General features: G+C 74.1%; 23 protein-coding genes and 3 tRNA genes. 8 read left to right on the forward strand and 18 right to left on the reverse strand.

Annotated features, from left to right (window positions below):
• Window positions 1-42: 42 nt before the first annotated feature.
• Window positions 43-2,307, reverse strand: coding sequence for an ATP-dependent DNA helicase RecG (gene recG, locus CXR04_RS08410; protein WP_101421234.1), 2,265 nt, complete (start codon window positions 2,305-2,307; stop codon window positions 43-45).
• 165 nt (window positions 2,308-2,472) lie between these two features.
• Between recG and CXR04_RS08415 the strand changes: the two genes are divergently transcribed.
• Together CXR04_RS08415 and CXR04_RS08420 are read left to right on the forward strand one after the other, a co-directional pair.
• Complete coding sequence (locus CXR04_RS08415; protein WP_101421235.1) at window positions 2,473-4,347, forward strand: HSP90 family protein; 1,875 nt, start codon at window positions 2,473-2,475, stop codon at window positions 4,345-4,347.
• A complete protein-coding gene (locus CXR04_RS08420; RefSeq protein ID WP_101421236.1) occupies window positions 4,344-7,412 on the forward strand; it encodes a tetratricopeptide repeat-containing protein in 3,069 nt (1,022 codons plus the stop codon). Before CXR04_RS08415 ends, CXR04_RS08420 begins: the two co-directional genes overlap by 4 nt.
• Before the next feature lie 95 nt (window positions 7,413-7,507).
• Here the strand turns inward: CXR04_RS08420 and CXR04_RS08425 are convergent, their stop codons facing one another.
• Window positions 7,508-9,193, reverse strand: a complete 1,686-nt coding sequence (locus CXR04_RS08425; RefSeq protein ID WP_234380117.1) for a DAK2 domain-containing protein — start codon at window positions 9,191-9,193, stop codon at window positions 7,508-7,510.
• A 228-nt stretch (window positions 9,194-9,421) separates the two neighbouring features.
• Between CXR04_RS08425 and rpmB the strand changes: the two genes are divergently transcribed.
• Window positions 9,422-9,607: a 50S ribosomal protein L28 gene (gene rpmB, locus CXR04_RS08430; protein ID WP_018839653.1), complete on the forward strand. Its 186-nt coding sequence runs from the start codon at window positions 9,422-9,424 to the stop codon at window positions 9,605-9,607.
• A gap of 155 nt (window positions 9,608-9,762) precedes the next feature.
• On the opposite strand, the gene thiD is transcribed toward rpmB, so the two are convergent.
• The gene (gene thiD, locus CXR04_RS08435; protein WP_101421238.1) at window positions 9,763-10,593 is read right to left on the reverse strand and encodes a bifunctional hydroxymethylpyrimidine kinase/phosphomethylpyrimidine kinase; all 831 of its coding nucleotides are present in this window, start codon (window positions 10,591-10,593) and stop codon (window positions 9,763-9,765) included.
• A complete protein-coding gene (locus CXR04_RS08440) occupies window positions 10,586-11,560 on the reverse strand; it encodes a thiamine-phosphate kinase (protein WP_101421239.1) in 975 nt (324 codons plus the stop codon). Before CXR04_RS08440 ends, thiD begins: the two co-directional genes overlap by 8 nt.
• A 137-nt stretch (window positions 11,561-11,697) precedes the next feature.
• Here CXR04_RS08440 and CXR04_RS08445 point away from each other — a divergent pair, with 137 nt between their 5' ends.
• Together CXR04_RS08445 and CXR04_RS08450 are read left to right on the forward strand one after the other, a co-directional pair.
• On the forward strand, window positions 11,698-11,931 hold the full coding sequence (locus CXR04_RS08445; RefSeq protein ID WP_101421240.1) for an Lrp/AsnC family transcriptional regulator: 234 nt from the start codon (window positions 11,698-11,700) through the stop codon (window positions 11,929-11,931).
• Between the two features lie 23 nt (window positions 11,932-11,954).
• Window positions 11,955-12,542: a DUF3515 domain-containing protein gene (locus CXR04_RS08450; RefSeq protein WP_101421241.1), complete on the forward strand. Its 588-nt coding sequence runs from the start codon at window positions 11,955-11,957 to the stop codon at window positions 12,540-12,542.
• A 57-nt stretch (window positions 12,543-12,599) separates the two neighbouring features.
• Here CXR04_RS08450 and CXR04_RS08455 read toward each other — a convergent pair whose 3' ends face one another.
• From CXR04_RS08455 to CXR04_RS08465, 3 genes are read right to left on the reverse strand one after another with little or no spacing between them, the layout of a single operon-like run.
• Complete coding sequence (locus tag CXR04_RS08455) at window positions 12,600-13,769, reverse strand: D-alanine--D-alanine ligase family protein (protein ID WP_101421242.1); 1,170 nt, start codon at window positions 13,767-13,769, stop codon at window positions 12,600-12,602.
• A 32-nt stretch (window positions 13,770-13,801) separates the two neighbouring features.
• Window positions 13,802-14,842: an NAD(P)H-dependent glycerol-3-phosphate dehydrogenase gene (locus CXR04_RS08460; protein ID WP_101421243.1), complete on the reverse strand. Its 1,041-nt coding sequence runs from the start codon at window positions 14,840-14,842 to the stop codon at window positions 13,802-13,804.
• Window positions 14,839-15,585 carry a lysophospholipid acyltransferase family protein gene (locus CXR04_RS08465; RefSeq protein ID WP_101421244.1) on the reverse strand — a complete coding sequence of 249 codons (747 nt, stop codon included), beginning with the start codon at window positions 15,583-15,585 and terminating at the stop codon, window positions 14,839-14,841. Before CXR04_RS08465 ends, CXR04_RS08460 begins: the two co-directional genes overlap by 4 nt.
• A gap of 156 nt (window positions 15,586-15,741) precedes the next feature.
• Between CXR04_RS08465 and cofC the strand changes: the two genes are divergently transcribed.
• Window positions 15,742-16,524 carry a 2-phospho-L-lactate guanylyltransferase gene (cofC, locus tag CXR04_RS08470; RefSeq protein WP_101421245.1) on the forward strand — a complete coding sequence of 261 codons (783 nt, stop codon included), beginning with the start codon at window positions 15,742-15,744 and terminating at the stop codon, window positions 16,522-16,524.
• 24 nt (window positions 16,525-16,548) lie between these two features.
• A complete protein-coding gene (locus CXR04_RS08475; RefSeq protein WP_101421246.1) occupies window positions 16,549-16,752 on the forward strand; it encodes a hypothetical protein in 204 nt (67 codons plus the stop codon).
• 192 nt (window positions 16,753-16,944) lie between these two features.
• Here CXR04_RS08475 and CXR04_RS08480 read toward each other — a convergent pair whose 3' ends face one another.
• The 4 genes from CXR04_RS08480 to leuC form a co-directional block, all read right to left on the reverse strand.
• A complete protein-coding gene (locus CXR04_RS08480) occupies window positions 16,945-17,583 on the reverse strand; it encodes an HU family DNA-binding protein (RefSeq protein WP_101421247.1) in 639 nt (212 codons plus the stop codon).
• Between the two features lie 127 nt (window positions 17,584-17,710).
• Entirely contained in the window at window positions 17,711-17,923 is a 213-nt protein-coding gene (locus tag CXR04_RS08485; protein WP_047018302.1) for a hypothetical protein, read from the reverse strand.
• A gap of 126 nt (window positions 17,924-18,049) precedes the next feature.
• Window positions 18,050-18,661, reverse strand: coding sequence for a 3-isopropylmalate dehydratase small subunit (leuD, locus tag CXR04_RS08490; protein ID WP_101421248.1), 612 nt, complete (start codon window positions 18,659-18,661; stop codon window positions 18,050-18,052).
• Between the two features lie 3 nt (window positions 18,662-18,664).
• Complete coding sequence (gene leuC, locus CXR04_RS08495; protein ID WP_101421249.1) at window positions 18,665-20,077, reverse strand: 3-isopropylmalate dehydratase large subunit; 1,413 nt, start codon at window positions 20,075-20,077, stop codon at window positions 18,665-18,667.
• 166 nt (window positions 20,078-20,243) lie between these two features.
• On the opposite strand from leuC, the gene CXR04_RS08500 reads away from it, so the two are divergent.
• Complete coding sequence (locus CXR04_RS08500; RefSeq protein WP_047018299.1) at window positions 20,244-20,960, forward strand: IclR family transcriptional regulator; 717 nt, start codon at window positions 20,244-20,246, stop codon at window positions 20,958-20,960.
• A gap of 75 nt (window positions 20,961-21,035) precedes the next feature.
• Here CXR04_RS08500 and CXR04_RS08505 read toward each other — a convergent pair.
• The 7 genes from CXR04_RS08505 to CXR04_RS08535 form a co-directional block, all read right to left on the reverse strand.
• Window positions 21,036-21,111 (reverse strand) — tRNA-Glu (locus CXR04_RS08505).
• A 37-nt stretch (window positions 21,112-21,148) separates the two neighbouring features.
• A tRNA-Glu gene (locus tag CXR04_RS08510) sits at window positions 21,149-21,221 on the reverse strand.
• 24 nt (window positions 21,222-21,245) lie between these two features.
• A tRNA-Gln gene (locus CXR04_RS08515) sits at window positions 21,246-21,317 on the reverse strand.
• Window positions 21,318-21,416: 99 nt separating this feature from the next.
• A complete protein-coding gene (locus CXR04_RS08520; RefSeq protein ID WP_101421250.1) occupies window positions 21,417-22,010 on the reverse strand; it encodes a GTP-binding protein in 594 nt (197 codons plus the stop codon).
• Window positions 21,991-22,533 (reverse strand): DUF742 domain-containing protein, encoded by a 543-nt coding sequence (locus tag CXR04_RS08525; protein ID WP_101426262.1) that lies wholly within the window; start codon window positions 22,531-22,533, stop codon window positions 21,991-21,993. The genes CXR04_RS08520 and CXR04_RS08525 overlap by 20 nt, the downstream gene beginning before the upstream one ends.
• Before the next feature lie 167 nt (window positions 22,534-22,700).
• Window positions 22,701-23,114, reverse strand: coding sequence for a roadblock/LC7 domain-containing protein (locus CXR04_RS08530; protein ID WP_078524293.1), 414 nt, complete (start codon window positions 23,112-23,114; stop codon window positions 22,701-22,703).
• Between the two features lie 9 nt (window positions 23,115-23,123).
• Window positions 23,124-25,886 (reverse strand): sensor histidine kinase, encoded by a 2,763-nt coding sequence (locus CXR04_RS08535; protein WP_101421251.1) that lies wholly within the window; start codon window positions 25,884-25,886, stop codon window positions 23,124-23,126.
• Window positions 25,887-26,153 lie beyond the last annotated feature (267 nt).

The raw sequence follows: 26,153 nt of genomic DNA on the forward strand, positions 1-26,153 counted from the left end.
GGGCACCCATGCGTCCCGCCGCGGGCCCCGCTCAGCCCCCGCTCAGCCCTTGTCGAGGAACTGCTCCCGCTCGTCGTCCAGCAGGCTCGCCAGCGCGCCGCGCAGCTCCGGGTACGCGGCCAGCTCGGGGTCCTCGGCCACGATCGCCGCGGCGGCGTCCCGGGCCTCGGCGATGACGTCCTCGTCGTCGATGACCGTGAGCATCCTGAGGCTGGAGCGGGCCCCGGACTGCGCCTGCCCCAGGACGTCGCCCTCGCGGCGCTGCTCCAGGTCGATACGGGAGAGCCGGAAGCCGTCCTGCGTGGCGGCGACCGCGTCCAGCCGGGTCCTGGCCAGCGTGCCCTCCGGCATCTCGGTGACCAGCAGGCAGAGCCCGGCGGCCGAGCCGCGGCCGACCCGGCCGCGCAACTGGTGCAACTGGGAGACGCCGAAGCGGTCGGAGTCCATGATGACCATGACGGTGGCGTTCGGGACGTTGACGCCGACCTCGATGACGGTCGTGGCGACCAGCACGTCCACCTCGCCGGCGGCGAACCGGCGCATCACGTCGTCCTTGGCGTCCGGCTGCATCCGCCCGTGCAGTACCTCGACCTTCAGCCCGGCCAGCGGCGCCCCGGGGGCGGCGGAGAGCTGGGTGGCGACGTCGAGGACCGCCAGCGGCGGCCGCCTCTCCGCCTCGTCCTCCGGCGACGGCGCCTCCTTGGCGCCCTTCCCGCCCTTGGCCCCCTTGCCGGCACCCTTGGGCTCCGCCTCCTCCGCGGAGTCGCCGATGCGGGGGCAGACGACGTACGCCTGGTGGCCGCCCTCGGCCTCCTCGCGCACCCGCTCCCACGCGCGCGCGAGGAAGTGCGGCTTGTCGGCCGCCGGCACGACGTGGCTGGCGATCGGCGAGCGGCCGGCCGGGAGCTGGTCGAGCACGGAGGTCTCCAGGTCGCCGAAGACCGTCATGGCGACCGTGCGCGGGATGGGCGTGGCGGTCATGACCAGCAGGTGCGGCGTGCGCTTGTCGTCCCCGCGGTTGCCCTTCGCGCGCAGCGCGTCCCGCTGCTCGACGCCGAAGCGGTGCTGCTCGTCGACCACGACCAGGCCCAGGTCGTGGAACTGCACCTTGTCCTCGATCAGCGCGTGCGTCCCGACGACGATCCCGGCCTCGCCGGTGGCCAGGTCGAGCAGCGCCTTGCGGCGGGCCGCGGCGCCGGAGGAGCCGGTGAGCAGTTCGACCTTCGTACCGTGCTCGGCGCCGCCGAGGAGGCCGGCCTCGGCCAGCTCGCCCATCATCTCGGTGATCGACCGGTGGTGCTGCTGCGCCAGCACCTCGGTCGGCGCGAGCATCGCGGCCTGTCCGCCCGCGTCCACCACGGCGAGCATCGCGCGCAGGGCCACCAGCGTCTTGCCGGAGCCCACCTCGCCCTGGAGCAGCCGGTGCATGGGGTGGTCGGTGGCCAGGTCGGCGAAGATGTCGGCGGAGACCCGCTGCTGGCCCTCGGTGAGGGTGAACGGCAGCCGGGCGTCGAAGTCCGCGAGCAGCCCTTCGGCGGGCGCCACCCGCGGCACCGCGGGCAACTGCCCGTCGGCGTGCCGCCGCCGGGCCAGGGCGACCTGGAGGACGAACGCCTCGTCCCACTTCAGCCGGTCCCGCGCCGTCCACAGGTCGGCCTTGGTCTTCGGCCGGTGCACCTTCAGCAGCGCCTCGCGCAGCGGTACGAGCCCGCGCTCGTCCCGCAGCGCCGTAGGCAGCGGGTCGGCGACGCCCTCCCATTCCGTGGCCTCCAGCCCGTCCAGCACCGTGTCGACGGCCTGCTGGAGCTGCCAGGAGGCGAGCTGCCGGCACGCAGGGTAGAGCGGGAGGAGCTTGCCCGCCCACTCGTCGGCCTGGGCGTCGGCGCCCGCGCCGTCCTTGCCGGACAGCGGCTTGTAGTCGGGGTGGGCGAGCTGGCGCTTGCGGTTGAAGACGGTGACCTTGCCGGCGAAGAGGGCGCGCCGGCCGGGCAGCAGCTCCTTCTGCGGGTGGTACGCGCCGCGCCCGAAGAAGACGAGGGTGAGCCGGCCGCTGCCGTCGGTGATGACCACTTCGAGCCGGCGCCCCCGGCCCGTACCGAGCATGGCGGCCTTCTCCACCTGCGCGACGACCGTGACGTGCTCGTCGGTCTCCAGGTCGGCCAGCCGCGTCAGCTCGCCGCGCTCGGCGTACCGCCGGGGGTAGTGGTGCAGCAGGTCTCCGACCGTGTGCAGATCCAGGTGCTCCGCCATGGCCTTGGCGGTCCGGTCGCCGACGGACGTCTTCAGGGGCTCTTCCAGCACGGACACGCGTCCATTGCACACCATCGGGCCGACAGAGCGTGGAAACCCCTGGTAACCCGGGCCCGCGCGGTCCTACGATGGTCCGCCTCGAACTCCCCTTCGCGATCACCGACGCCGATCGGGATCGCCCGACCCGCGCCGCCACCTCCACCCCCCGCCGGCGCTCCCGTGATGACATCTGAGAACGCTGCGCCCGCCTCTTCCCACACCTTCCAGGTCGACCTGCGCGGTCTGGTGGACCTGCTCTCCCACCACCTCTACTCCAGCCCGCGGGTCTATCTGCGCGAACTGCTGCAGAACGCCGTCGACGCGGTCACCGCCCGGCGCGCGGACGACCCCGGCGCGCCGGACCGCATCCGGCTGTACCCGGAGCCCGGCGGCGGCGACGGCGCCGGGCTCCGGGTCGAGGACAGCGGGGTGGGACTCACCGAGGCGGAGGTGCACGAGCTGCTCGCCACCATCGGCCGCAGCTCCAAGCGCGCCGGGGGCCTGGAGTCCGTGCGGGCCGGGTTCCTGGGCCGGTTCGGCATCGGGCTGCTGGCCTGCTTCCTGGTCGCGGAGCGGATCCGGGTGGTCAGCAGGTCGGCGCGGGAGCCCGGGGCGCCGCCGGTGGAGTGGACGGCCGCCGACGACGGTTCGTACACGGTACGGACCCTCCCCCCGGCCGCCCGCCCCGAGCCCGGCACCACCGTGCACCTGACGCCGCGGCCCGGCTGCGCCGAGTGGTTCGGGCCGGCCCGCGTCGCCGAACTCGCCCGCGACTTCGGCTCGCTGCTGCCGTACGACGTGCGCGTCGGCGAGCTGCCGGTCACCGAGCTGCCCGCGGTCTGGGACCGCCCGTACCCGAGCCCGGCCGCCCGCCGGGTGGCACTCGCGGCGCACTGCCGGGACCTCTTCGGCTTCACCCCGCTCGACGCCGTCGAGCTGGACGTGCCGCTCGCGGGCGTGCGCGGGGTCGCGTACGTGCTGCCGTCCGCCGTCAGCCCCGCCCAGCGCGCCGGGCACCGGGTGCATCTGAAGGGGATGCTGCTCACCGCGCGCGCCGAAGGGCTGCTGCCCGACTGGGCGTTCTTCGTCCGCTGCGTCGTCGACACCGACAGCCTGCGCCCGACCGCCTCGCGGGAGGCGCTGTACGAGGACGAGACGCTCCTGGCCGTACGGGAGGCGCTCGGCGGCGCCGTGCGCGACTGGCTGACCTCGCTGGCCACCGGCGACCCGGAGCGGCTCACGCAGTTCCTCTCCGTGCACCACCTGGGCGTGAAGTCGCTGGCCCGGCACGACGAGGAGATGCTGCGCACGATGCTGCCGTGGCTGCCGTTCGAGACGACCGACGGGCAGGTGTCGCTGGCGGAGTTCGCGCAGCGCCACCCGGTGGTGCACTTCACCCGCAGCGTCGAGGAGTTCCGGCAGGTCGCGCCGATCGCCTCCGCGCAGGGCATCGGCGTCGTCAACGGCGGTTACACCTACGACGCGGAGCTGGTCGAGCTGCTGCCGCGGGTACGCCCCGGGACCGCGGTCGCCGAGCTGGACCCGGACACCGTGACCGCCCACCTGGACGGCGTCGAGCCGGCCGAGGAGCTGGCCCTGTCCGGCTTCCTCGGCGTCGCCCGCGCCCGCCTCGACCCGCTCGCCTGCGACGTCGTGCTCCGCGCCTTCCACCCGCTGACCGTGCCCGCGCTCCACCTCGACGACCGCGCCGCCCGGCACGAACGGGCCCGCGCGGACGAGGAGGAGCAGGCCGACGAGCTGTGGGCGGACATCCTCGGCAGCCTGCGCGGCGGCGCCCCGCGCGCCCGGCTCGTCCTCAACCACCGCAGCCCGCTGGTGCGCCGGATCAGCACGCTGGGCGCCTCCGAGCTGGTCGGCAGCGCGGTCGAGGCGCTGTACGGGCAGGCGCTGCTGATGGCGCAGCGCCCGCTGCGGCCCGCCGACTCGGCGCTGCTGAACCGGGCGTTCGCCGGCCTGCTGGAGTGGGCGACGCACCCGCAGGGGGCCGCGGACCCCGCGGCCGGCGCCCCCGGCGCCGGCGAGGAGGACGGCCGATGAGCACGGATGCTCCCGCCCCCTCCCCCGCCGGGCCGCCCGCCGACATCTTCGCCTTCCGCCAGGCGATGCACGACAACGCGCAGGAGCCGGAGGGCCCCGGCCGCAACGCGGGCGCGGAGCGGCTGCTCGCCGAGGCGGAGCGGTCGGGCGAGGCCGCGTTCGTCGTCGAGGGCCTGATCCACCTGCTGCAGACGTACAACTTCAGCTCCGAGCAGGACAAGATGTTCGTCCCCTTCGCGCGGCTGCTGCGCATGTGGGACGAGCGTCCGGAGGACTTCGACGAGGAGGACACCCACCGCCTGTTCTGGATGTTCAAGTGGGTCTCCTCCGGGATGACCGACCAGCCGCACATCCCGCTGGCGGCGATGGAGAAGTGGCTCGGCGAGATGGAGCGCCGCTACCGCCTCGCGGGCCACAGCGAACGCGCCGTGCGGCAGGCGGAGTACCACATCGCCGAGCACGTCGGCGACGACGCGCGCGCCGCCCGCGCCTACGCCGCCTGGCGCGCCGCTGAGCGCGACGCCACGAGCGACTGCCACGCCTGCGAGCTGCGCGGCCAGGGCAGTTGGGAGGCGGGGCACGGGGACGACGACGCCGCGCTGGAGCTGTGGGCACCGGTGCTCGGCGGCGTGCACACCTGCGCGCACGAGCCGCACGCCACGCTCGCGGAGTCGCTGCTGCCGCTGCTGCGGCTGGGCCGCGTCGACGAGGCGCGGTCCAACCATCTGCGCGGGCACCGGATGGTGCGGCGGATGGAGAGCATGCGGTTCGCGTTCGCGCGGCACGTGGAGTTCTGCGCGCTGACGGGCAACGAGGCGCGGGGTCTGGAGCTGCTGGCGGAGCGGCCCGCGTATCTGGCGGACCGGGGCGAGCCGTCGAGCCTCATGGCGTACCTCGCGGTGACGGCGCTGCTGACGCGGCGGCTGGCGGGCCTCGGCCTGGGCGCGGAGCCGGTGGTGGGCCCGCCGGAGGCCGGCGGTGCGGGCCGGGAGTGGACGGTCGCGGAGCTGGGGGCGTACGCGGAGCGCGAGGCACTGGCGCTCGCGGGCCGCTTCGACGCGCGCAACGGCACGGCGGCGGTCTCCGCGGGCGTACGCGAGCGGATGGCGCGGGAGCCGCTGGCGGAGCGGCTGCCGCTGGGGCTGCGCGTGGGCCGGCCGGTGCGGCGGTCCGCGCCTCCTGCGGCTCCCGCGGCCGGCGCCGCGGCGCCGCCCGCCGCGGGGGCGCCGGCGGCACGGCCCGGGGTGGCGGAGCTGCTGGCGTCGGCCAGGGAGCTGACGGAGGCCCGCCGCCCCGACGCGGTACGGGCCTGGGCGGACGCGGCGCGCGCGGCGGTACAGGCGGGCACCGAGCTGCCCGTACGTGACCGCGCCGAGGTCGCCGCCCACCGCGCGATGCACCCGGACACGGCGGACGGCGAGGTCGCGGCCCTCTTCGGTACGGCGGCCGGGCTGTTCGAGACGGCGGGCGACCCGGGCCAGGCCGAGGTGGCGCGCGCCCGCGCGGCGTTCGCCCTCGCCCGCGAGGGCCGTACGGACGACGCCCTGGCGGCGGTCGCGGAGCCCTGCGCGCGGGCGCTGGCGCTGCATGCGGAGGGCCGCGCCACGGCGGCCGAGGCGGCGACGGCGCTGATCTGCCGGGCCCGTATCCACACGATGCGCGGCGACGGCGCTTCCGGCACGGCGGACTCCGCCGAGGCGGTGGCGGCGGTGGCGGACTTCGCCGCGCCGTACGCGGACGATCCGCGCGTCGCCGGCCGGATCGCCGAGGCGTACGAGCTCCAGGCGGAACTCGCCGCCCGCCGCGGCGAGAGGGAAGCCGCCGCGGCACTCTACGAGCAGGCGGTCGACGGCTACGCCGCCGCGGGCGTGCCCTGGTACGCGGTACGGGCCCAGTCCGCGCTGGGCGGCATCGCGTCCCGGCTCGGCGACCGCGGGACCGCGGAGCGCGCCGTGCGCGGAGCGCTGGAGCACAGTGCCGTGCACGCCCAGCCCGCCGGACAGGCGGGCCTGCACCTGCAACTGGCCGACGTCCTCTGCAACACCGGCCGCGACGGCGAGGGCGCCGAGCACCTGCTCGAAGCCGCCCTCTGGGCCGACGAGGCCGGCGACTCCGCCGACACCGGCGCCTGGGCCCGCCACCACCTCGGCGGCGCCCTGCTCCGCCTCGGCCGCGCGGCGGAGGCGGCGGCGGTGCTGGAGGACGCGCTCGCGGACCTGAGCGCGGACCAGCACGGCGAAGGCGCCGTGGTGCAGACGCGCTGGTGGCTGGGCGACGCCCTGGGGCGGCTCGGGGAGCACAAGCAGGCGGCCGAGCAGTACGTGCTGGCCGCGGGGATCGCCGCGCACTGGCCCCGCGACGGCGCCCGCGACCACGCGATGCTGGCGACGCTGGCCGCGCAGTCGCTGAGCGCGGGGGAACTCGACACCCAGGCGGCCCGCGCGTACGAGCGCGCCGGCGCGCTGTGGCGGGACCTGGGCGACGTCCCGGCAGTGATCCGCACGCTCCGGGCGCGCGCCTGGCTGGCGCTCCGGCCGGAGCAGGCGGGCACGGCGGCGGGCCGGGCGCTGATGGCGGAGGCGGAACGGGAGCTGACCGCGGCCCTGGCGACGACGGCGGGATCCGGCGGCCAGGACACGGCCGAGCCCGGCGGCACCCAGGTCCGCGGGGGGCGCCGCGACGTCCTGCTCGCCGAACTCGCCGCCACGCACCGGCAGACCGGCGACCTGATCACCGCCGCCGTCGGCAGCACGCCGCACGACCCGGACGAGTCCGCGGCCGGGGCCGCCCGTACCGCGTACGAGGAGGGCCTGGCCCACGTCGTACGCGCCGTGACCGGCTTCGCCGAGCTGGGCCCCGACTGCCGCGACGAGTACACCGGGGCCCAACTGCTCGCCGCCTGGCTGGAGGCCGACCTCGGCCGCCCCGGGGCGGCGGCGCGGCGCGCCCGCGCGGTGCTCGCCGCGTACGCCGACGACGACACGGCCACCGAGACCTCGGAGTCCCGCCGCGACGAGGCCCAGGCGCTGCTGAACTACGCCGGGACCGAGGCCGCCGGGTCCTGATCGCCGCGGCACCCCGCGCGCCGCACCGCCGCCACCCGGCGCGTGCGGCCGGGCGCTGCGGCGCCCCGCCGGCCGCGCAGCGCCCGGCGCTCCCGCTACTCCACCCCGATCAGCAGCGGTGCCGACTGGCTGCCGCCCTCGTACACCACCGTGTCCACCGCCAGGTGCCCGCTGCGTACGTGCGCCTCCAAGCGGGCGCCGAAGCCGGGGGGCAGGTCCGGGCCCAGCACCAGCGTCACCAGCTCGCCGCCGCCCGCCAGCATCCGGTCGAGCACCGCCTCCGCGGTCTCCGCGAGGTCGGTGCCGACCACCGCCACGTCGCCCTCCACCACCCCGAGCACGTCGCCGGGGCGGCAGATGCCCGCCGTCGTCCACGCGTCCTGCTCCGCGACCGCCAGCTCCGCGTGCCGCGTGGCACCCGCGGCGGCCGTCATCGAGACCACGTCCTCGTCGAACCGCCGCCCCGGGTCGTGCACCGCGAGCGCCGCCAGGCCCTGGACCGCCGCGCGCGTGGGGATGAGCGCCGCGCGCACGCCGGACGCCCGCGCCTCCTCCACCGCCACGGCCGCGGTGTGCCGCAACTCCGCGTCGTTCGGCAGCAGTACGACCTCCCGCGCGCCCGTCCGCCGCATCGCCTCCGCCAGTTCCCCGCTCGCGGGCGGCTCCCCCTCCCGTACGGTCACCACGCCCGCACCCGCCTCCGCGCACAGCGCCGCCAGCCCGTCGCCCGGCACGACGGCGACGACGGCCCGGCCCTCGGGCCCGCCGCCGGAGTCGCCGCGCGGGGCCGCGGCGGCGTCGCCGGCCGGGAGGTGGGTGATCTGGATGCGGTACGGGCGGCCGGCCTCGACGCCCGCCTCGACGGCGGCACCGGCGTCGTCGACGTGCACGTGCACCCGCCACAGCCCGTCGCCGCCGACGACGACGAGGGAGTCGCCGAGCGCGTCGAGCCGCGGCCGGAGCCGGGTGACGGCGTCGTCGCCGGCCTCCAGCAGGTAGATCACCTCGTACGCGGGCCCGCCCCCGCCCGGCACCGGACAGGCGACGTCGCCGCCGTCGTCGTGGCGGGCGGCCGTCCTGCGGGCGCCCGTACCGCGGCCCGCCGGGCCTTCGAGCCGCAGCTCGGTGGGGCGCGCCGCGCCGCTCAGCGCGTCGGCCAGCGTGCCCAGCACCGCCACCAGGCCAAGACCCCCGGCGTCCACGACGCCCGCCCGGCGCAGCACGTCCAACTGCCCGGTCGTCGCGGCCAGCGCCTCCCGGGCGCCGTCGTACGCGGCCCTCGCCACCCGCGCCGCGTCGCCCGCACCGGACCGCCCGGCCGCGGCCGCGGCGGCGTCGGCGACCGTCAGCATGGTGCCCTCGACCGGGTGCTCCACCGCTGCCCGCGCCGCGTCCGCTCCCCGCCGCAGCGCAATGGCCAGCAGTTCCCCGGCGCCGGAGGCCGGATCCGCCACCACCGCGCCCGTCAGCCCCCGCAGCAGCTCCGCCAGGATCGTCCCCGAGTTGCCCCGCGCCCCGATCAGCGCCCCGTGCGCCATCGCCCGCAGCACGTCCGCCACCGCCGGCTCCACGACCGCGCCGCTGCCCGCTCCGTCCGCCGCGAACGCGCCGTACACCGCGTCCACCGCCTGCGCCGCCGACTCCACCGTCAGGTACAGGTTCGTCCCGGTGTCGCCGTCGGCGACGGGGAAGACGTTGACCGCGTCGATCTCCTCCCGGCCGCGCCCCAGTGCCTCCAGGGCCAGGGCGCACCAGGCCCGCACGGAAGAGGCGTCGAGCATCTGCACAACCCCCTCGGAACGGACGACGGCACGGCCGGGTACGGTGTAGCGGCAGCGTAGCCGCTGGACCGGCGATTTCCTCCGCCGGGAAGCGCCGTAGTATGCTGCACAGGTTGCCCGGTCCCGTACCGGGCCTTCCTCCCCCGGCACGGCCGACCTGCTCCTTCCCAGGAGAAGGGCGCGCTGCCGGGATCCGACCGTACGTGCATCAGAAGCTTGGAGTGACCCGTGGCTGCCAACTGCGACGTCTGTGGCAAGGGGCCGGGCTTCGGCAACAACATCTCCCACTCGCACCGCCGCACCCGCCGCCGCTGGAACCCCAACATCCAGCGGGTGCGCGCCGTGGTCGGGGGGACGCCGAAGCGCCTCAACGCCTGCACCTCGTGCATCAAGGCGGGCAAGGTCTCGCGCTGACGTAGCGCAGCCGCCCACGCACAGCGAGCCGGTCCACCGCAGGGTGGGCCGGCTCTCTCGTGTGCGCGGGGCGGGCGCGGGGTCCATCGGGCCGTACGGAGAAGGGAGTTCCCGCCCGTACGCGGCACGCCCCCGGCCCCGTACGCAAAGAAGTCCTACGCCCCGCGCCACCGCCACCCGTGGTCCACGGGACCCGTCCCCTCCCCCAGCGGGAACCCCGCGGCGATCGCCCCCGTGACGTACTCCTTCGCCGCTGCCACCGCCTCCGGCACCGCCCGCCCCCGCGCCAGATACGCGGCGGCGGCGCTCGCGAGCGTGCAGCCCGTGCCGTGGGTGTGCCGCACGGGAATCCGGGGCGCGCGCAGCCAGTGCTCCTCGGTGCCGTCCGTCAGCAGGTCCACGGCGCCCTCGTCCGCCGGCAGATGGCCGCCCTTGACCAGCGCCCAGCGCGGCCCGTACGCGAGCAGCGCCGCCGCCGCCCGCCGAATGTCCGCCTTGCCGGCCACCCGGATCCCGGTCAGCCACGCCACCTCGGCCAGGTTCGGGGTGACGACGGTCGCGACGGGCAGCAGCCGCGTCCGTACCGTGTCCAGCGCCTCGGCCGCCAGCAGCCGGTCGCCGTGGGTCGAGACCCCCACGGGGTCGACCACCACCGGCGCGGGCGTCCCCGCCAGCAGCTCCGCGACCGCCGCCACCGTCTCGGCGCCCGCGAGCATGCCGGTCTTGACGGCCTGGACCCCGATGTCGTCGACGACGCTGCGGAACTGGCCGCGCACCGCGGCAACGGGCAGCGTCCAACTGTCCTGCACCCCGAGCGAGTTCTGCGCGGTCACGGCGGTGACGACACTCATGCCGTGCACGCCGAGCGCGAGCATCGTCTTCAGGTCGGCCTGGATGCCCGCGCCGCCGCCGGAGTCGGAGCCGGCGACGGTCAGCACCCGCGGCGGCGCGCTCGCGCCGCCCCCGGCGCCCGCCGGCTCAGCCACCGAAGTGGTCCCAGCCGGCCGCGCCCCGCCACGCCTTGCCGTCCACCGTCACCTGCGCCACCGCGGACGGCGCCTGCACCTCGCCCACGACCCGCCACCGCGCGGGCAGCTTCACCTGCGGCGGGAACGTCGCCACGATCGCGTGGTCCTCGCCGCCCGTCAGCACCCACTGCAGCGGGTCCACGCCCACCGCCTTGCCGATGTCCGCCATCTGTCCCGGCACGTCGAGGGCCGCCGTGCGGATGTCGATACGGACCTTCCCCGCCGCCGCGACGTGCCCGAGGTCGGCCAGCAGCCCGTCACTGACGTCCGTCATCGACGTGGCGCCGAGCGCGGCCGCCGCCGGGCCCGCCTGGTAGGGCGGTTCCGGGCGGCGGTGGGCCTCGACGAAGGCGCGGGGCGAGCGGAAGCCGCGGGCCAGCACGGCGTGGCCGGCGGCGGACCAGCCGAGCCAGCCGGTCACCGCCACCACGTCGCCGGGGCGGGCGCCGGCGCGGGTGACCGGCTCGTGGCCCTGCATGTCGCCGAGCGCGGTGATCGCGAGGGTGATGGCGTCGCCCCGTACGACATCGCCGCCGACAACGGCGGCGCCGGCGACCTGGCACTCGTCGCGCAGCCCGTCCATCAGCTCCGCGGGCCAGGTGACGAGCAGGTCGGCGGGGACGACGAGGCCGAGGAGGAGGGCGGTGGGAACGGCACCCATGGCGGCAATGTCGGCGAGGTTCTGGGCGGCCGACTTGCGGCCCACGTCGTACGCCGTCGACCAATCGCGGCGGAAGTGCCGGCCCTCGATGAGCACGTCCGTGCTGGCCACGACCCGGCGGTCGGGGGCGCTGACGACCGCGGCGTCGTCCCCGGGCCCGATCCGTACGGCGGGCGTCGTGGTCAGCCGGGAGGTCAGCTCCCGGATGAGCCCGAACTCGCCCAGCTCCCCCACGGTGCCCTGGCCCTGCCCGTGGCCCCTCATCGGATCGCTCCTTCCGTCAACCCGGCGCCCGCGGTCTCGCCCGTCACGGCCGCTCCCGACCCTCCCGCGCCGGCCGGACTACGCGATACGGTTGCGTCTCTCCCCCCATGATCCTCGAAGCCGCCCCTGGAGGTTCCGTGGTACAGGCTTACATCCTGATCCAGACCGAGGTCGGCAAGGCGTCGGCCGTAGCCGAAGTCATCGCCGAGATCCCCGGAGTGATCCAGGCCGAGGACGTGACCGGTCCTTACGACGTGATCGTGCGCGCACAGGCGGACACCGTCGACGAACTGGGCCGGCTCGTGGTCGCCAGAGTCCAGCAGGTGTCGGGGATCACCCGGACCCTGACCTGCCCGGTCGTCCATCTCTAGGCCCCCCGTATGCTCGGCCGGTGATGAGCACACCGTCCCGGCCGCCCCGCACCCCCCGGCGCCCCGGCGCCACGCACCGCAGCGCACGGAGCGAACGCCCCACCCTGCATTTCCGCCCCACCCGGCCATACCGCTCCGCTCTCCGCCTGCCCGCCGCACTGCTGCTGCTCGCCGCCCCGCTCGCCTGTTCCGGTGGCGGCGGCGGCGCGCCGCAGGTGGCCGTGCCGACCCCGCAGGGGAAGGCCGTGGACCACTGCCGCGCGCTCGCCGACCGGCTGCCCGGCACCGTCGACGGCCAGAAGCGCCGCGAGACCGATCCGGTCTCGGCGCTGACCGCCGGGTGGGGTGACCCGGCCGTCGAGCTGCGCTGCGGCGTGCCCAGGCCGGAGGTGCTCACGCCCGGGAGTGAACACTACAACCCCACCAGCGACGCGGTGAGCGTGAACGGCGTCGACTGGCTGTACGAGGAACTGGACGACGGGGCCCGCTTCACCACCACCCGGCGCAGGGCGTTCGTGGAGGTCACCGTGCCCGGCGCGTACGCGCCCGAGGTGAACGCGCTGACGGACCTGGCGGAAGCGGTCGACAAGGCCGTGCCCGGCACGCTCTGACGCCCGCGCGGGCCCGGGACCGGTCGCAGGCAACGGACCGCGGGCCGCGGGGGGCCGCTAGCGCAGCCCCGTCGAGCGGCGCAGCGCCGCCTGGATGAGCCGGTCGACCAGCTCCGGGTAACTCACGCCGGACTCCTGCCACATCCGCGGGTACATCGAGATGGGCGTGAAGCCGGGCATCGTGTTGATCTCGTTGATCACGAACCCGCCGTCGTCGGTGCGGAAGAAGTCCGCCCGCACCAGCCCCTCGCAGGAGCACGCCTCGAACGCGGCCACCGCCAGCCGCTGCACCTCGGCGGTCTCCTCCGCGGTCAGCGGCGCCGGCACGATCCCGGCGGCGGAGTCGATGTACTTGGCCTCGAAGTCGTAGAAGTCGTGGCTGGTGGTCGGCGGGATCTCGGCGGGCACGCTGGCCCGCGGCCCGTCCTCGAACTCCAGCACGCCGCACTCGATCTCGCGCCCGTCGACCGCCGCCTCCACGATGATCTTCGGGTCGTGCCGGCGCGCCTCGGCGATCGCGTCCTCCAGCGCGCCGAGTTCGCCGACCTTCGTGATGCCGATGGAAGAACCGGCCCGCGCGGGCTTCACGAACACCGGCCAGCCGTGGTCGGCGGCGAAGTCCACGATCTTCTTGCGGGCCGCCGCGCCCTCCTGCCCGGGGGCGCCCTGGTCCCACTCGCGCGGCCGGATCACGACGTACGGGCCGACCGGCAGCCCGTACGAGACGAAGACCCGCTTCATGTACTCCTTGTCCATGCCGACCGCGGAGGCCAGCACGCCGGAGCCCACATACGGCACGCCGGACAGGTCGAGCATGCCCTGCAGCGTGCCGTCCTCGCCGTACGGGCCGTGCAGCATCGGGAAGACGACGTCCACCTCGCCGAGCGCCTTGGGCACCTGCCCCGGCTCGGCGTAGACGACCTCGCGGCTGCCGGGGTCGGCGGAGAGCACGACGGCGCCGTCCTCGGCCTCCTCGTCGACCAGTTCCTCCACGCTCGGCACCTGGCGGTCGGCGATGGCCATCCGCGCGGGGTCGTCCGCGGTGAGGGCCCAGCGGCCGTCGGCGGTGATGCCGATGGGCAGCACCTCGTACATGTTCCGGTCGATGGCGGCCATGACGGCGCCCGCGGTGACGACGGAGATGCCGTGCTCGGAGCTGCGCCCGCCGAAAACGACGGCGACGCGCGGCTTGCGGCCCTGGCTTTCGTAGGAGTGCTCGCTGCTCATCGCTCGCACACTACCCGCTGCGTCGGGCGACGTCAGTGTCCCTCCGCCTTGGCGCTGCGCGACATCAGCTCCTTCAGCGCCACGAGCGGCGGCTTCCCGTCGTGCACGATGCTCACCACGGTCTCCGTGATGGGCATGTCGACGGCGTGTCTGCGGGCCAGATCGAGCACCGACTCACAGGACTTGACGCCCTCGGCGGTCTGCTTGGTGGCGGCGATGGTCTCGGCGAGCGTCATGCCGCGGCCGAGGTTGGTGCCGAAGGTGTGGTTGCGGGAGAGCGGCGAGGAGCAGGTGGCGACCAGGTCGCCCATGCCGGCCAGGCCCGCGAAGGTGCGCGGGTCGGCGCCGAGCACGCTGCCCAGGCGGGCGGTCTCGGCGAGGCCGCGGGTGATGAGCGACGCCTTGGCGTTGTCGCCGAGGCCCATGCCGTCGGCGATGCCGACGGCCAGCCCGATGACGTTCTTGACGGCGCCGCCGAGTTCGCAGCCGACGACGTCGGTGTTGGTGTACGGGCGGAAGTACGGGGTGTGGCAGGCGGTCTGCAGCCGGCGGGCCACCTCCTCGTCGGCGCAGGCGACGACGGCGGCGGCGGGCTGCCGGGCGGCGATCTCGCGGGCGAGGTTCGGTCCCGTGAGCACGGCGACCCGGCCGCGGACGCCGTCGGGACCGCCCGCGGGGCCCGCGCCTGCGCCCTCCTTGGCGACGACCTCCTCGATGACCTCGCTCATGCGCTTGGCGGTGCCCAGCTCGACGCCCTTCATCAGGCTGACGAGCACGGTGCCCCGGTCGAGCAGCGGCGCCCAGCGCTCCAGGTTGCCCCGGAGGGTCTGCGACGGCACGGCGAGCACGGTGAACTCGGCGCCCCCGGCGGCCTCGGCGGGGTCCGCGGTCGCGGTGACCGTGTCGGGGAGGCGCACGCCCGGGAGGTAGTCGGGGTTCTCGCGGGTGGCGTTGAGGGTGTCGACGAGCGCGGCTCTGCGGCCCCACATCGTCACCCGGCAGCCGGCGTCGGCCAGCACCATCGAGAAGGCCGTGCCCCACGACCCGGTGCCGAAGACGGCGCAGCGCGTCACGAGTTCTCCTTACGGTCCGCGGAGCGGCGGCGCTGTTCGGCGCGTACGGTCTTCGGATCGAAGCGCTCCGCGGGCGCCTGCTCGCCGCGCAGCTCCTCCAGCAGGCGGGTGACGGCGTCCATGATGACCTCGGTGACCTCCGCGAGCACCTGCGGGGTGGGCTCCTTGCCGTAGAACTCCGACAGGTCCACCGGCGGGCCGGCGAGGAGGTGGAAGGTCTTGCGCGGGAAGGGCCGGGGCTTGCCGTACGGCGGCAGCAGCTCGTTGGCGCCCCAGTGGGCGACGGGGATGACGGGCGCCCTGGTGACGAGCGCGACCCGGGCGGCGCCTGTCTTGCCCTTCATCGGCCACTGGGCGGGGTCGCGGGTGAGCGTCCCCTCGGGGTAGAACGCGACGCACTCGCCGTCCTCGACGGCTTTGACCGCGGCCCGGAATGCTTTGGAGGCGTCGGTCGACTCGCGGTAGACGGGAATCTGCCCGGTGCCGCGCATCACGGTGCCGACGACGCCCTTCTTGAACAGTGCGTCCTTCGCCAGGAACCGCGGCACACGGCCGGTGTTGTACTGGAAGTGGGCATAGAAGAACGGGTCGAGATACGAGTTGTGGTTGACGGCGGTGATGAATCCGCCGTCGGCCGGTATGTGCTCCGCGCCACGCCAGTCCCGCTTGACGAGCAGCCGCAGCGGCGGCTTGCAGATGGCCGCGACCAGCCGGTACCAGAAGCCGATCCTCCGCCGTGACACGGTCCTTTTCACCTTCCCGGATTTTCCTCGGTGCGCGTTTCGTGGGCGAAACGGTCTCGCCCCGGGTCTCACGTCTGTCGAGAACACCGTACGCCCATGTGACCGGCCCGCCCCGCCGCGCGCGGCACGGTCAGGTGACAATGGGGCGTAACGACGATGACGAAACGCACGGCACCAGCGCAGACGGAACTCCCCGGCCGACCGGACCGGCGGCTGTGGCATGTCGTCGTACCGCTGAAGCCGCTGGCGCTGGCGAAGTCCCGGCTGGGCCCGGCGGCGGGCGAGCCGGGACGGGGCCGGCTGGCGCTGGCGTTCGCGCTCGACACGGTGGGCGCGGCGCTCGACTGCCCGGCCGTGGCCTCCGTCACGGTCGTCACCGACGACGCCGAGGCGGCGGGGCAACTGGCGGCGGCGGGGGCACGGGTCGTACCGGACGCCCCGCGGGCGGGCCTGAACGCCGCGCTGGCGCACGGGGAGCACTGGGTACGGACGGCTGAGCCCGGCGCCGCCGTCGCGGCGCTGAACGCGGATCTGCCGGCGCTGCGCCCCGCGGAGCTGGCCCGGGTGCTCGCGGCGGCGGGCGGCCGCGGCCGGTCGTTCCTGGCCGACGCCCCGGGGGTGGGCACGACGCTGCTGGCGGCGGCTGCGGGAGCGGCGCTGGCGCCGGGGTTCGGGGTCGCGTCGCGGGCCCGGCATCTGGCGTCGGGGGCGCGGGAGATCGGGCTGCGCGGGGTGGACTCGGTGCGGCAGGACGTCGATACGGGCGCCGACCTGCGGGCGGCGCTGGCGCTGGGGGTGGGGCGGCACACGGCGGCGGCGCTGGACCGCCTGGCGGCGTGCGGGCGGAAGGCCGGCGACCGGGACGGCGAGGCGGCCCGGTGCCCGTTCCCGGGGCACGCCCCGGGTACCCGGGCGGCGTCCGACGGCGTGTGCGGCTGAGCGCCGGCCGGTAGCCTGCGGCGCATGCAGGCCACAGCGTTCACGTACGACCCGCAGACCCGCAGCGGCAGCGTGCTCCTCGACGACGGCACGCCGCTGCCCTTCGACGGCGCCGCATTCGCGGCGGGCGGCCTGCGGCTGCTCAGGCCGGGACAGCGGGTGCGGATCGAGACGGAGGGCGCGGGCGAGGCGCGCAGGATCGTCCTGGTGACGCTGCAGACTTTCTGAGGCGGCGGCCCGGACTGCGGGGCGGGCCGCGAAACGGGCTGGGGAACGGCCCGGGGACCCGGTTTCGGACCGGGGCGGGGGCCGGGGCCCGGGCTCCGGCCCGTACGGCGGGGCGCGGCCGGGCCAGGACATGCCGCGGGCCGGTCTCCCCGAGGGGAGCCGGCCCCGCTTGCGGACCCTGCGCCGGGTCCGTCACCGCTTCCTGGCAGTGGTCTTCTTCGCGGTGGTCCGCCGGCCGGCGGCCTTGCGGGCCGGCGCCTTCTTGGCGGTCGCCTTCTTCGCCGGGGCCTTCTTGGCCGACTTCTTGGCGGCCGTCTTCTTCGCGGTGGCCTTCTTCGCCGACGACTTCTTGGCCGTCGTCTTCTTCGCCGAGGACTTCTTGGCGGTGGTCCTCTTCGCCGGCGCCTTCTTGGCCGTGGTCTTCTTCGCGGTGGCCTTCTTCGCGGTGGCCTTCTTCACGGCCTTCTTGGCAGCGGCCTTGGCGGTGGTCTTGGTGCCGCCGGACAGGCTGCCCTTCGGGGCCTTCTTCACGGCCGTGTCGTTCTTCGGCAGCCGCTTGGTGCCCGAGACGAGGTCCTTGAAGCCCTGGCCCGCCCGGAACCGGGGCACGGAGGTCTTCTTGACCCGGACGCGCTCGCCGGTCTGCGGGTTGCGGGCGTAGCGCGCCGGACGCTCCACCTTCTCGAAAGAGCCGAAGCCCGTGACCGATACGCGCTCGCCGGAGACGACCGCACGAATGATCGCGTCGAGGACGGCGTCCACGGCGTCGGAGGCCTGCTGGCGGCCACCCATCTTGTCGGTAATAGCTTCAACGAGCTGGGCCTTGTTCACGTCTTCCCCTTCTGAGGCATTGATTGCCGGAACGAAATGTTCAAGCTTTTTCGCACGTTAGGCAGATATATACCGCAAATCAAAGGCAAAACGTCTCTCATCACCCTTGTGTCGCAACGGACTACCGCTACGAGCGCGCGTCCAGCTCCCGCCGCAGCCGCTCCAGCCGCCTTGCGGCTCCGGCCAGATCGTGCTTCGCGGCACCCGTGATGGCGAGCAGGCGCCTTGTCAGCTCTGCCCGTTCGGCGTCCGTCGCGGCCACCTCGCGCACCTGGCGGTGGGCCTCCTTCAGCCCGGCGGCGACGGCCTCGTAGAGCGCGAGTTGGCCGTCGGGATCCATGCGCCGATTGTGTCATCTGCGGTGAGTTGTCGCCCGTCGGCATGCCAACGCACCGGCGCGCAAAGCCCCGCGCCCGCCACCGGTCGGTGGCGGGCGCGGGGCCTCGGCTGGGGCGGAAACCGCCGGTCAGCCCTGTACGGTCTGCGGCTTGAAGGCCGGCCGGGCCGCCTCGAAAGCGGCGATGTCGGCTTCGTACCGAAGGGTGATGCTGATGTCGTCGAGACCGTTCAGCAGCCGCCAGCGGGCGTTCTCGTCCAGCTCGAACGGGACGGCGAACGCGGGCTCCCCCGCCGTACCGCCGGCGCGTACCTCCAGGGCCTGGAGGTCGACCGTCACCTCGGTCCGCGGGTCGGCCTCGGCCAGCTCCCACAGCCGCTCGACGTCCGCCTGCGGCAGCACGACGGTCAGCAGGCCGTTCTTGAGCGAGTTGCCGCGGAAGATGTCGGCGAAGCGGGACGAGACGACGGCCTTGAAGCCGTAGTTCTGCAACGCCCACACGGCGTGTTCGCGGGACGAGCCGGTGCCGAAGTCCGGACCGGCCAGCAGCACGGTGCCGCCCCGGTACGCCGCGCTGTTCAGCACGAACTCCGGGTCCTTGCGCCACGCCTCGAAGAGGCCGTCCTCGAAGCCGTCCCTGGTGACCTTCTTCAGCCAGTGGGCCGGGATGATCTGGTCGGTGTCGACGTTGCTGCGGCGCAGCGGCACGGCGCGCCCGGTGTGGGTGGTGAAGGCTTCCATGGATCAGACCTCCGCGGTGATCAGGTCGGCCGGGGAGGACAGCCGGCCGGTCACGGCGGTGGCCGCGGCGACCTGCGGGGAGACCAGGTGCGTACGGCCGCCCTTGCCCTGCCTGCCCTCGAAGTTGCGGTTGGAGGTGGACGCCGAGCGCTCGCCGGGGGCGAGCTGGTCGGGGTTCATACCCAGGCACATCGAGCAACCGGCGTGCCGCCATTCGGCCCCGGCGGCGGTGAACACCTTGTCGAGCCCTTCCTCGACGGCCTGCAGCGCGACCCGTACGGAACCGGGCACGACCAGCATCCGTACGCCGTCGGCGACCTGCCGGCCGTTCACCACCTCGGCGGCGGAGCGCAGGTCCTCGATCCGGCCGTTGGTGCAGGAGCCGACGAACACGGTGTCGACCGCGATCTCGCGCAGCGGCTGCCCCGCGGTCAGGCCCATGTACTCCAGCGCCTTCTCCGCCGCCTGCCGCTCGCTGGCGTCGCCGAACGACGCCGGGTCGGGCACCTGCGCCGACAGCGGCGCGCCCTGCCCGGGGTTGGTGCCCCAGGTGACGAACGGGGCCAGCTCGGCGGCCTCGACGACGACCTCCCGGTCGAAGACCGCGTCGTCGTCGGTGCGCAGCGTGCGCCAGTACTCGACGGCCGCGTCCCAGCCGGAGCCCTCCGGGGCGTGCGGGCGGCCCTTGAGGTACGCGAACGTCGTCTCGTCCGGCGCGACCATCCCGGCGCGCGCGCCGGCCTCGATGGACATGTTGCAGACCGTCATCCGCGCCTCCATCGAGAGCTTCTCGACGGCCTCGCCGCGGTACTCGATCACGTAGCCCTGCCCGCCGCCGGTGCCGATGCGGGCGATGATGGCGAGGATCAGGTCCTTGGCGGTGACGCCGTCGGGCAGCTCGCCGTTGACGGTCACGGCCATGGTCCTGAACGGGGCCATCGGCAGCGTCTGGGTGGCGAGCACGTGCTCGACCTGGCTGGTGCCGATGCCGAACGCCAGCGCGCCGAACGCGCCGTGCGTGGAGGTGTGGCTGTCGCCGCAGACCACGGTGGTGCCCGGCTGGGTGAGCCCGAGCTGCGGGCCGACGACGTGCACGACGCCCTGCTCGACGTCGCCGAGCGGGTGCAGCCGGACGCCGAAGTCGGCGCAGTTCTTGCGCAGGGTCTCCAGTTGCGTACGCGAGACCGGGTCGGCGATGGGCTTGTCGATGTCGAGGGTGGGGGTGTTGTGGTCCTCGGTGGCGATGGTGAGGTCGGTCCTGCGCACCGGCCGGCCCGCCTTGCGCAGGCCGTCGAACGCCTGCGGGCTGGTCACCTCGTGCAGCAGGTGGAGATCGATGAAGAGAAGGTCGGGCTCGCCCTCCGCGCGCCGGACGACATGGTCGTCCCAGACCTTCTCCGCGAGTGTCCTTCCCATCGCATTCCCATCGTCGTTGATTGCGAACTGCGTGTGCGCATGTCCGTGCCGGTGCCCGCCGGCCCCGTCCGCTCCCTCGCGCCGGACGGGGCCCGGTCCCCCAGGGTGACGCGTTCACCGGAAAATTGAACTTGCGTTTCACAGTGTGAGACGCGAGTATCGTTGCATGGACAACTCTAGCGGCGTCGGCGTACTCGACAAGGCGGCTGTGGTACTGAGCGCGCTGGAGTCCGGTCCGGCCACCCTCGCCGGGCTGGTCTCCGCGACCGGTCTCGCCCGCCCCACGGCCCACCGCCTCGCGGTGGCGCTGGAACACCACCGGATGGTGGCGCGGGACATGCAGGGCAGGTTCATCCTCGGCCCCCGGCTCGCCGAGCTGGCGGCGGCGGCCGGCGAGGACCGGCTGCTGGCCGCGGCCGGCCCGGTGCTCACGCATCTGCGGGACGTCACGGGCGAGAGCGCCCAGCTCTACCGGCGCCAGGGCGACATGCGCATCTGCGTCGCGGCCGCCGAGCGGCTCTCGGGGCTGCGTGACACCGTCCCGGTGGGGTCCACGCTGCCGATGAAGGCCGGCTCCGCGGCGCAGGTGCTGCTCGCCTGGGAGGAGCCCGAGCGGCTGCACCGGGGGCTGCAGGGCGCCCGGTTCACGGCCACGGCGCTGTCGGGCGTACGGCGCCGGGCGTGGGCCCAGTCCGTCGGGGAGCGGGAGCCGGGGGTGGCGTCCGTCTCCGCGCCCGTACGCGGCCCGTCGAACCGCGTGGTGGCCGCCGTCTCGGTCTCCGGCCCGATCGAGCGGCTGACCCGGCACCCGGGGCGGATGCACGCCCAGGCCGTCGTGGACGCCGCCGCGCGGCTCACGGACGCGCTGCGCAGGACGGGCTGAGGCGCGTACCCGTACGAGGGGGGCCCGTACGGGAAAGGGCCCCCCGCGCCGCGGGAGGCCCTTCGAAGTCTGCGCTGGTACCCCCGACCGGATTCGAACCGGCGCTACCGCCTTGAGAGGGCGGCGTGCTAGGCCGCTACACAACGGGGGCCTTTGGACGATCCTCTCCTCGCGATGGAGAGGACCTGTACCCCCGACCGGATTCGAACCGGCGCTACTGCCTTGAGAGGGCAGCGTGCTAGGCCGCTACACAACGGGGGCGAGAACATCTGCAACTGCGTTGCGCTGGGGTACCAGGACTCGAACCTAGACTAACGGAACCAGAATCCGTCGTGCTGCCAATTACACCATACCCCACCAAAACACAACCCCCGTCGCGGGGGCTCTGTTCCGGTGGCCGCCGTTCCCGGCGACGGACAGAACATTACCCGATCGCGGACCGCACTCCAAAACGGGTTAGCGGAGCCGGGCCATGAGGGCGTGCTCGACCAGCGTGATCAGCGTGGACTTGGACTCGGAGCGCTGCCGGGCGTCCGTCCTCAGGATCGGCGTCTCCGGCCCGATCTGCAGCGCCTCACGCACCTCGTCCGGCGAGTACGGCTGATGACCGTCGAACCCGTTCAACGCGATCACGAACGGCAACCCCGAGTTCTCGAAATAATCCACCGCAGGGAAACAATCCGCCAACCGCCGCGTATCCACCAACACCACCGCACCGATGGCACCACGCACCAGATCGTCCCACATGAACCAAAAACGATCCTGACCAGGCGTCCCAAACAGATACAGGATCAAATCCTGATCCAACGTGATACGACCAAAATCCATCGCCACCGTCGTCGTGGTCTTCCCCGACACCTGCGACAGATCATCGATCCCCGCAGACGCCGACGTCATCACCGCCTCGGTACGCAACGGATTGATCTCCGACACCGAACCGACGAACGTGGTCTTCCCCACCCCGAAACCACCCGCCACCACGATCTTCGCCGACGTGGTCGCACGAGCCGGAGAAGAACCGGCCACACCACTAGAGCTTGCGAAGTCCACTGAGCACCCTTTCGAGCAAAGTCACATCTGGCTGGCCCCCCGCGGCTTCGCCGCCGCCCGGCTGGTGGATCGTGACCAGGCCGGCTTCCGCGAGGTCGGCCACGAGGATGCGCGCGACGCCCAGCGGGAGGGTCAGCAACGCGGAGACCTCCGCGACCGACTTGAGTTCATAGCACAGTCGGCAGATGCGCTGGTGCTCGGGGAGCTGGGAAGTGAGGCGGGAGGGGTCGGCAGTGGTCTGCACCAATGCCTCGATGGCGAGCTGGTAACGCGGCCGGGTCCGGCCGCCGGTCACCGCGTACGGGCGCACCAGCCGCGACTGCGGGCTGCGGGCCGCGCGGGCGGCGCCGCGGGCCGCGGCCGCGGGCTGCGGCGCGGGACTGCCCCGGTGCTGCGCCGGGCCGCCGCCGTACGGAGACGGGGACGGGTACTGCGGCTGCCCCGGGGACGGGGGCACGCCGGGGGCGGCGTACGGTACGCCCGGAGCGCCGTGCTGCGGGGGCATCCCGTGCTGCGGCGGCATGCCCGGCCGGTCGGACTGCGGGCCGTAGCCGTATCGCCAGTCCTCACCACCGTGAGGTACCTCTTGGTGCGCTGCCACTGCGTTCCCCTTCCCCGACGGCGTGCCGGAGCGTCACTGCACTCGACGCACCATAGCCCGGCGAGCGTGCAACGTGCATCGGTTGTCGGCTAGTTCAGCAGGCTGCCTTGCAGCTCCGCGCGCAGGTCGGGGGTGAGCACGGCGCCCGCCCGGTCGACCAGCAGAGCCATCTCGTAGCCCACCAGACCGATGTCGCACTCCGGGTGCGCCAGCACGGCGAGGGCCGAGCCGTCGGAGATCGACATGATGAAGAGGAAGCCGCGCTCCATCTCCACCACCGTCTGGTTGACGTAGCCGCCCTCGAAGATCCGCGAGGCGCCGGCCGTCAGCGACGTCAGTCCGGATGCCACCGCCGCCAGTTGGTCGGCACGGTCGCGGGGGAAGCCGTCGGACATCGCGAGGAGGAGTCCGTCGGCGGAGACCACCACCGTGTGCGACACCCCCGGGGTGTTGTCCACGAAATTGGTGATCAACCAGTTCAGGTTCTGCGCCGCCTGGCTCATCGGGCTCACCTAACGCTCCTGATCGTATGTGCCGGGGCCCATGCCCGGTCCGTCGTTCCGCTGCGGCCCCCGCTCGCGGCCCTGCTGGACGCCGCGGCGCAGATTGCTCAGCCTGCCGCGTACGTCCTCCGGGGCCCGGGAGACCTGTGGGCCTCCCAGCGGCGCCTGCTCCGCGGTGCCCTCCACCAGATTCTGGCGGGGCACCCGCCGGGGAAGGCCCGCGGGGGTGACCCCGCCCGCCTTCGGTTCGCGCACCTGCTCGGCGCGCTCCCAGCGTTCGTCGTTCGCCGACCTCCACTCGTCGTCGGCCGGCGCCGGCTCCGGTTCGCCGAAGCCGAAGCCCCCGCGGCCGGTGCCGAGCTGTGCCGTAGATTCCGCTTCCGGTACTGCCGGGCTGTCGTACGCGCCCTGCCCCGTCCAGTGGTTCGACGCGGGGCCGGGCTCTACTTGGCCGTAGGTATCGTACGCGGGCTCCGGCGAGATACCCCCGGGCGTGAAGGCATCCGTACCGGCGGCCTCCGCTTCCGGGTCGTGGAAGCCGGGCGTACGGTCCTGCGCCGCCGCTTCCAGCGCGGCCCTGCGCTCCTCGCGCAGCAGCGAGCGCTGGATGGGGTCGAAGACCCCCTCCTGCCCGCCGAGCGCCGGCATGGCCGGACGGGGCGGCTCGACCTGCGGATACGGGGAGTCGTCGAAGCCCAGCTCGGCCGCACTGCGCGGCCGGCCGCCGCCGAAGCCGTTCCCGGCGGGCTGGAAGGACGGGCGGTCGGCGACGATCCGGGAGACGGTGAACTCGTCGTGCTGCTCGGGCGCCTCGGTGGCGCCGCCGAAGGCGATGGCCTCCGGGAGCATCACCAGCGAGGTGGTGCCCGACTGCTCGCCGGACGGGCGCAACTGCACGCGGATGCCGTGCCGGTCGGCGAGCCTGCCGACCACGAACAGGCCCATGCGCTGCGAGATCGCGACGTCCACGGTGGGCGGGTTGGCGAGCCGGTGGTTGATGTCCGCGAAGTCCTCGGCGGTCAGGCCGATGCCCTTGTCGTGGATCTCGACCATCACCCGGCGGTCCGGGAGCCGGGTGGCGGTGACCCGGACCTTGGTGTGCGGCGAGGAGAACGTGGTGGCGTTCTCCAGCAGCTCGGCGAGGAGGTGCACGAGGTCGGTGACGGCGCTGCCGTGGATCTCGCTGTCGGGCACGCCCTCCAGCTCGATGCGCTCGTACGACTCGACCTCCGAGGTCGCCGCGCGTAGCACGTCGACGAGCGGGATCGCCTCGTCCATGTGCCGGCCGGTGTCCTCGCCCGCGAGCACCAGCAGGTTCTCGCCGTTGCGGCGCATGCGGGTGGCGAGGTGGTCCATGTGGAACAGGTTCTCCAACTGCTCCGGGTCCGCCTCGTGGTCCTCCAGGCCGGAGATCAGCTCGAGCTGGCGCTCGATGAGGCCCTGGTTGCGCCGGGAGAGGTTGGTGAAGATCGCGTTGAGATTGCCCCGCAGCAGCGCCTGCTCGGCGGCCAGCCGGACCGCCTCGCGGTGCACCTGGTCGAAGGCGCGGGCGACCTCGCCGATCTCGTCCCTGCTGTGCAGCGGGATCGGCTGCACGCGGGTGTCCACCCGGCCGGGGTCGGTGCGGGAGAGCTGGTCGACCAGCATCGGCAGCCGCTGTTCGGCGATACCGAAGGCGGAGTTGCGCAGCAGCCGCATGCTGCGGCCCATGGAGCGGGCCATCATCGCGGCGATGACGAAGCCGATGAGCAGCGCGCCGACCGCGATGGCGGCGCCGACGACGGTGTCGCGCTTGGCGGACTCGACGATCTCGTGGGCGTCGGCCACGGCGCGGTCGGCGAACTCGATCTCGACGGTGCGGTACGCGGCGATGGGCACGCTCGTGGCCGCGTACCACGTCTGCGGGGTGATGCCCTGGTCGGCGAGGTCCGCGGGCGTGACGTCCCCGCCGATGCTCGCGACGCCGGCGAGCATCGCGGCGGGCTCCGGCGGCGCGGTGAACTCGCCGCCGCCCCCCTCGGCCTCGCGCTGCGCCTCGGCGAGCCGCTGCTTGGCCTCTTCCTCCTGGTCGGCCAGCGCGTCCTTGAGCATGCGGTTGTCGGCGGCGGTGCTGCCGGTCCTGAACTCGTCGAGGGCGATGGGCTCCAGATAGGCGAAGGAGGCGAGCGCGGTCTTCTCCGCGGCCAGCACCTCGGCCTTCTCCGGCGGGCTGACGAGCAGCTCGGTGCCGATGGAGCGGACCAGCGAGGCGGAGGACTTGGCCAGCGAGATCGCGTACATCGCACGGCCGTAGGTGGTGATGTTGCTGGTGCCCAGGCCGACCTCGTTGGCGAAGGTCATCAGCGGGCGGTACATCTGCGCGTACCCGAGGTGGGTGTCGGTGCCGGCCGCCTGGGGCGTGAACGCCGCCTGGCGCATCGGCTCCAGGTTCTTCTCCTGGTCCCGGAAGGCGTCCAGCCGGCGCTGCAGTCCCGGCTTGTCCGGCATGTCCTCGACCTGCCGGTCGAACTCGGCGGCGGCGGCGTCGGTGGCCTTGCGCGCCTCCGTCACCCGGCTCGCCTCGCGGTCGCCGTGCAGCAGGGGCTGGACGGAGACGTCGCGCTCGGCCATGAGACGCTCTGCGTAGTCGCCGGCGGCCTTGGCGACCTTGGCGGTGTTCTCCGCGTCCTGGGCCTCCTGCCAGGTGTCGACGGAGTTGTTCACCTGGAAGCCCGCGAAGACGATGGCCACGAGCACCGGGATCAGCAGGATCGCGTTGAGCCGGGTCGCCACCCGCCAGTTGCGGGGCGAGAACCGGCTGCCGCTGGGCGGCGGGGCCGGCTGTGCCCCCGCAGGGGGCGGCACCGCCGCGTGCGACGGCGGGCTGAAGTTGCCCCGCGCCTCCTGTGCGGGACCCTTGCTGCTGCGCCTCACCGGACCAACAACCTCTCGGCCTACTCTCGGGTCAGTTCCTCGAATTCCAGCACGCCGCGCGGCACATTCCAAACGCCTGGGGAGGACTTCGTACGATCACGTAGGCACCGTCAAATAGGGCGTAAG

It is taken from the genome of Streptomyces sp. CMB-StM0423 (assembly GCF_002847285.1).
Lineage (GTDB): Bacteria > Actinomycetota > Actinomycetes > Streptomycetales > Streptomycetaceae > Streptomyces.

What these genes read in the sequence shown, in the direction of transcription:
- CXR04_RS08415 (WP_101421235.1), top strand. Translation starts at nt 2,473, where the DNA reads ATGACATCTGAGAACGCTGCGCCCGCCTCTTCCCACACCTTCCAGGTC.
- CXR04_RS08420 (WP_101421236.1), top strand. Translation starts at nt 4,344, where the DNA reads ATGAGCACGGATGCTCCCGCCCCCTCCCCCGCCGGGCCGCCCGCCGAC.
- CXR04_RS08425 (WP_234380117.1), bottom strand. Translation starts at nt 9,193, where the DNA reads ATGCTCGACGCCTCTTCCGTGCGGGCCTGGTGCGCCCTGGCCCTGGAG.
- CXR04_RS08440 (WP_101421239.1), bottom strand. Translation starts at nt 11,560, where the DNA reads ATGAGGGGCCACGGGCAGGGCCAGGGCACCGTGGGGGAGCTGGGCGAG.
- CXR04_RS08450 (WP_101421241.1), top strand. Translation starts at nt 11,955, where the DNA reads ATGAGCACACCGTCCCGGCCGCCCCGCACCCCCCGGCGCCCCGGCGCC.
- CXR04_RS08455 (WP_101421242.1), bottom strand. Translation starts at nt 13,769, where the DNA reads ATGAGCAGCGAGCACTCCTACGAAAGCCAGGGCCGCAAGCCGCGCGTC.
- cofC (WP_101421245.1), top strand. Translation starts at nt 15,742, where the DNA reads ATGACGAAACGCACGGCACCAGCGCAGACGGAACTCCCCGGCCGACCG.
- CXR04_RS08475 (WP_101421246.1), top strand. Translation starts at nt 16,549, where the DNA reads ATGCAGGCCACAGCGTTCACGTACGACCCGCAGACCCGCAGCGGCAGC.
- CXR04_RS08485 (WP_047018302.1), bottom strand. Translation starts at nt 17,923, where the DNA reads ATGGATCCCGACGGCCAACTCGCGCTCTACGAGGCCGTCGCCGCCGGG.
- leuD (WP_101421248.1), bottom strand. Translation starts at nt 18,661, where the DNA reads ATGGAAGCCTTCACCACCCACACCGGGCGCGCCGTGCCGCTGCGCCGC.
- leuC (WP_101421249.1), bottom strand. Translation starts at nt 20,077, where the DNA reads ATGGGAAGGACACTCGCGGAGAAGGTCTGGGACGACCATGTCGTCCGG.
- CXR04_RS08500 (WP_047018299.1), top strand. Translation starts at nt 20,244, where the DNA reads ATGGACAACTCTAGCGGCGTCGGCGTACTCGACAAGGCGGCTGTGGTA.
- CXR04_RS08525 (WP_101426262.1), bottom strand. Translation starts at nt 22,533, where the DNA reads ATGCCGCCGCAGCACGGGATGCCCCCGCAGCACGGCGCTCCGGGCGTA.
- CXR04_RS08530 (WP_078524293.1), bottom strand. Translation starts at nt 23,114, where the DNA reads ATGAGCCAGGCGGCGCAGAACCTGAACTGGTTGATCACCAATTTCGTG.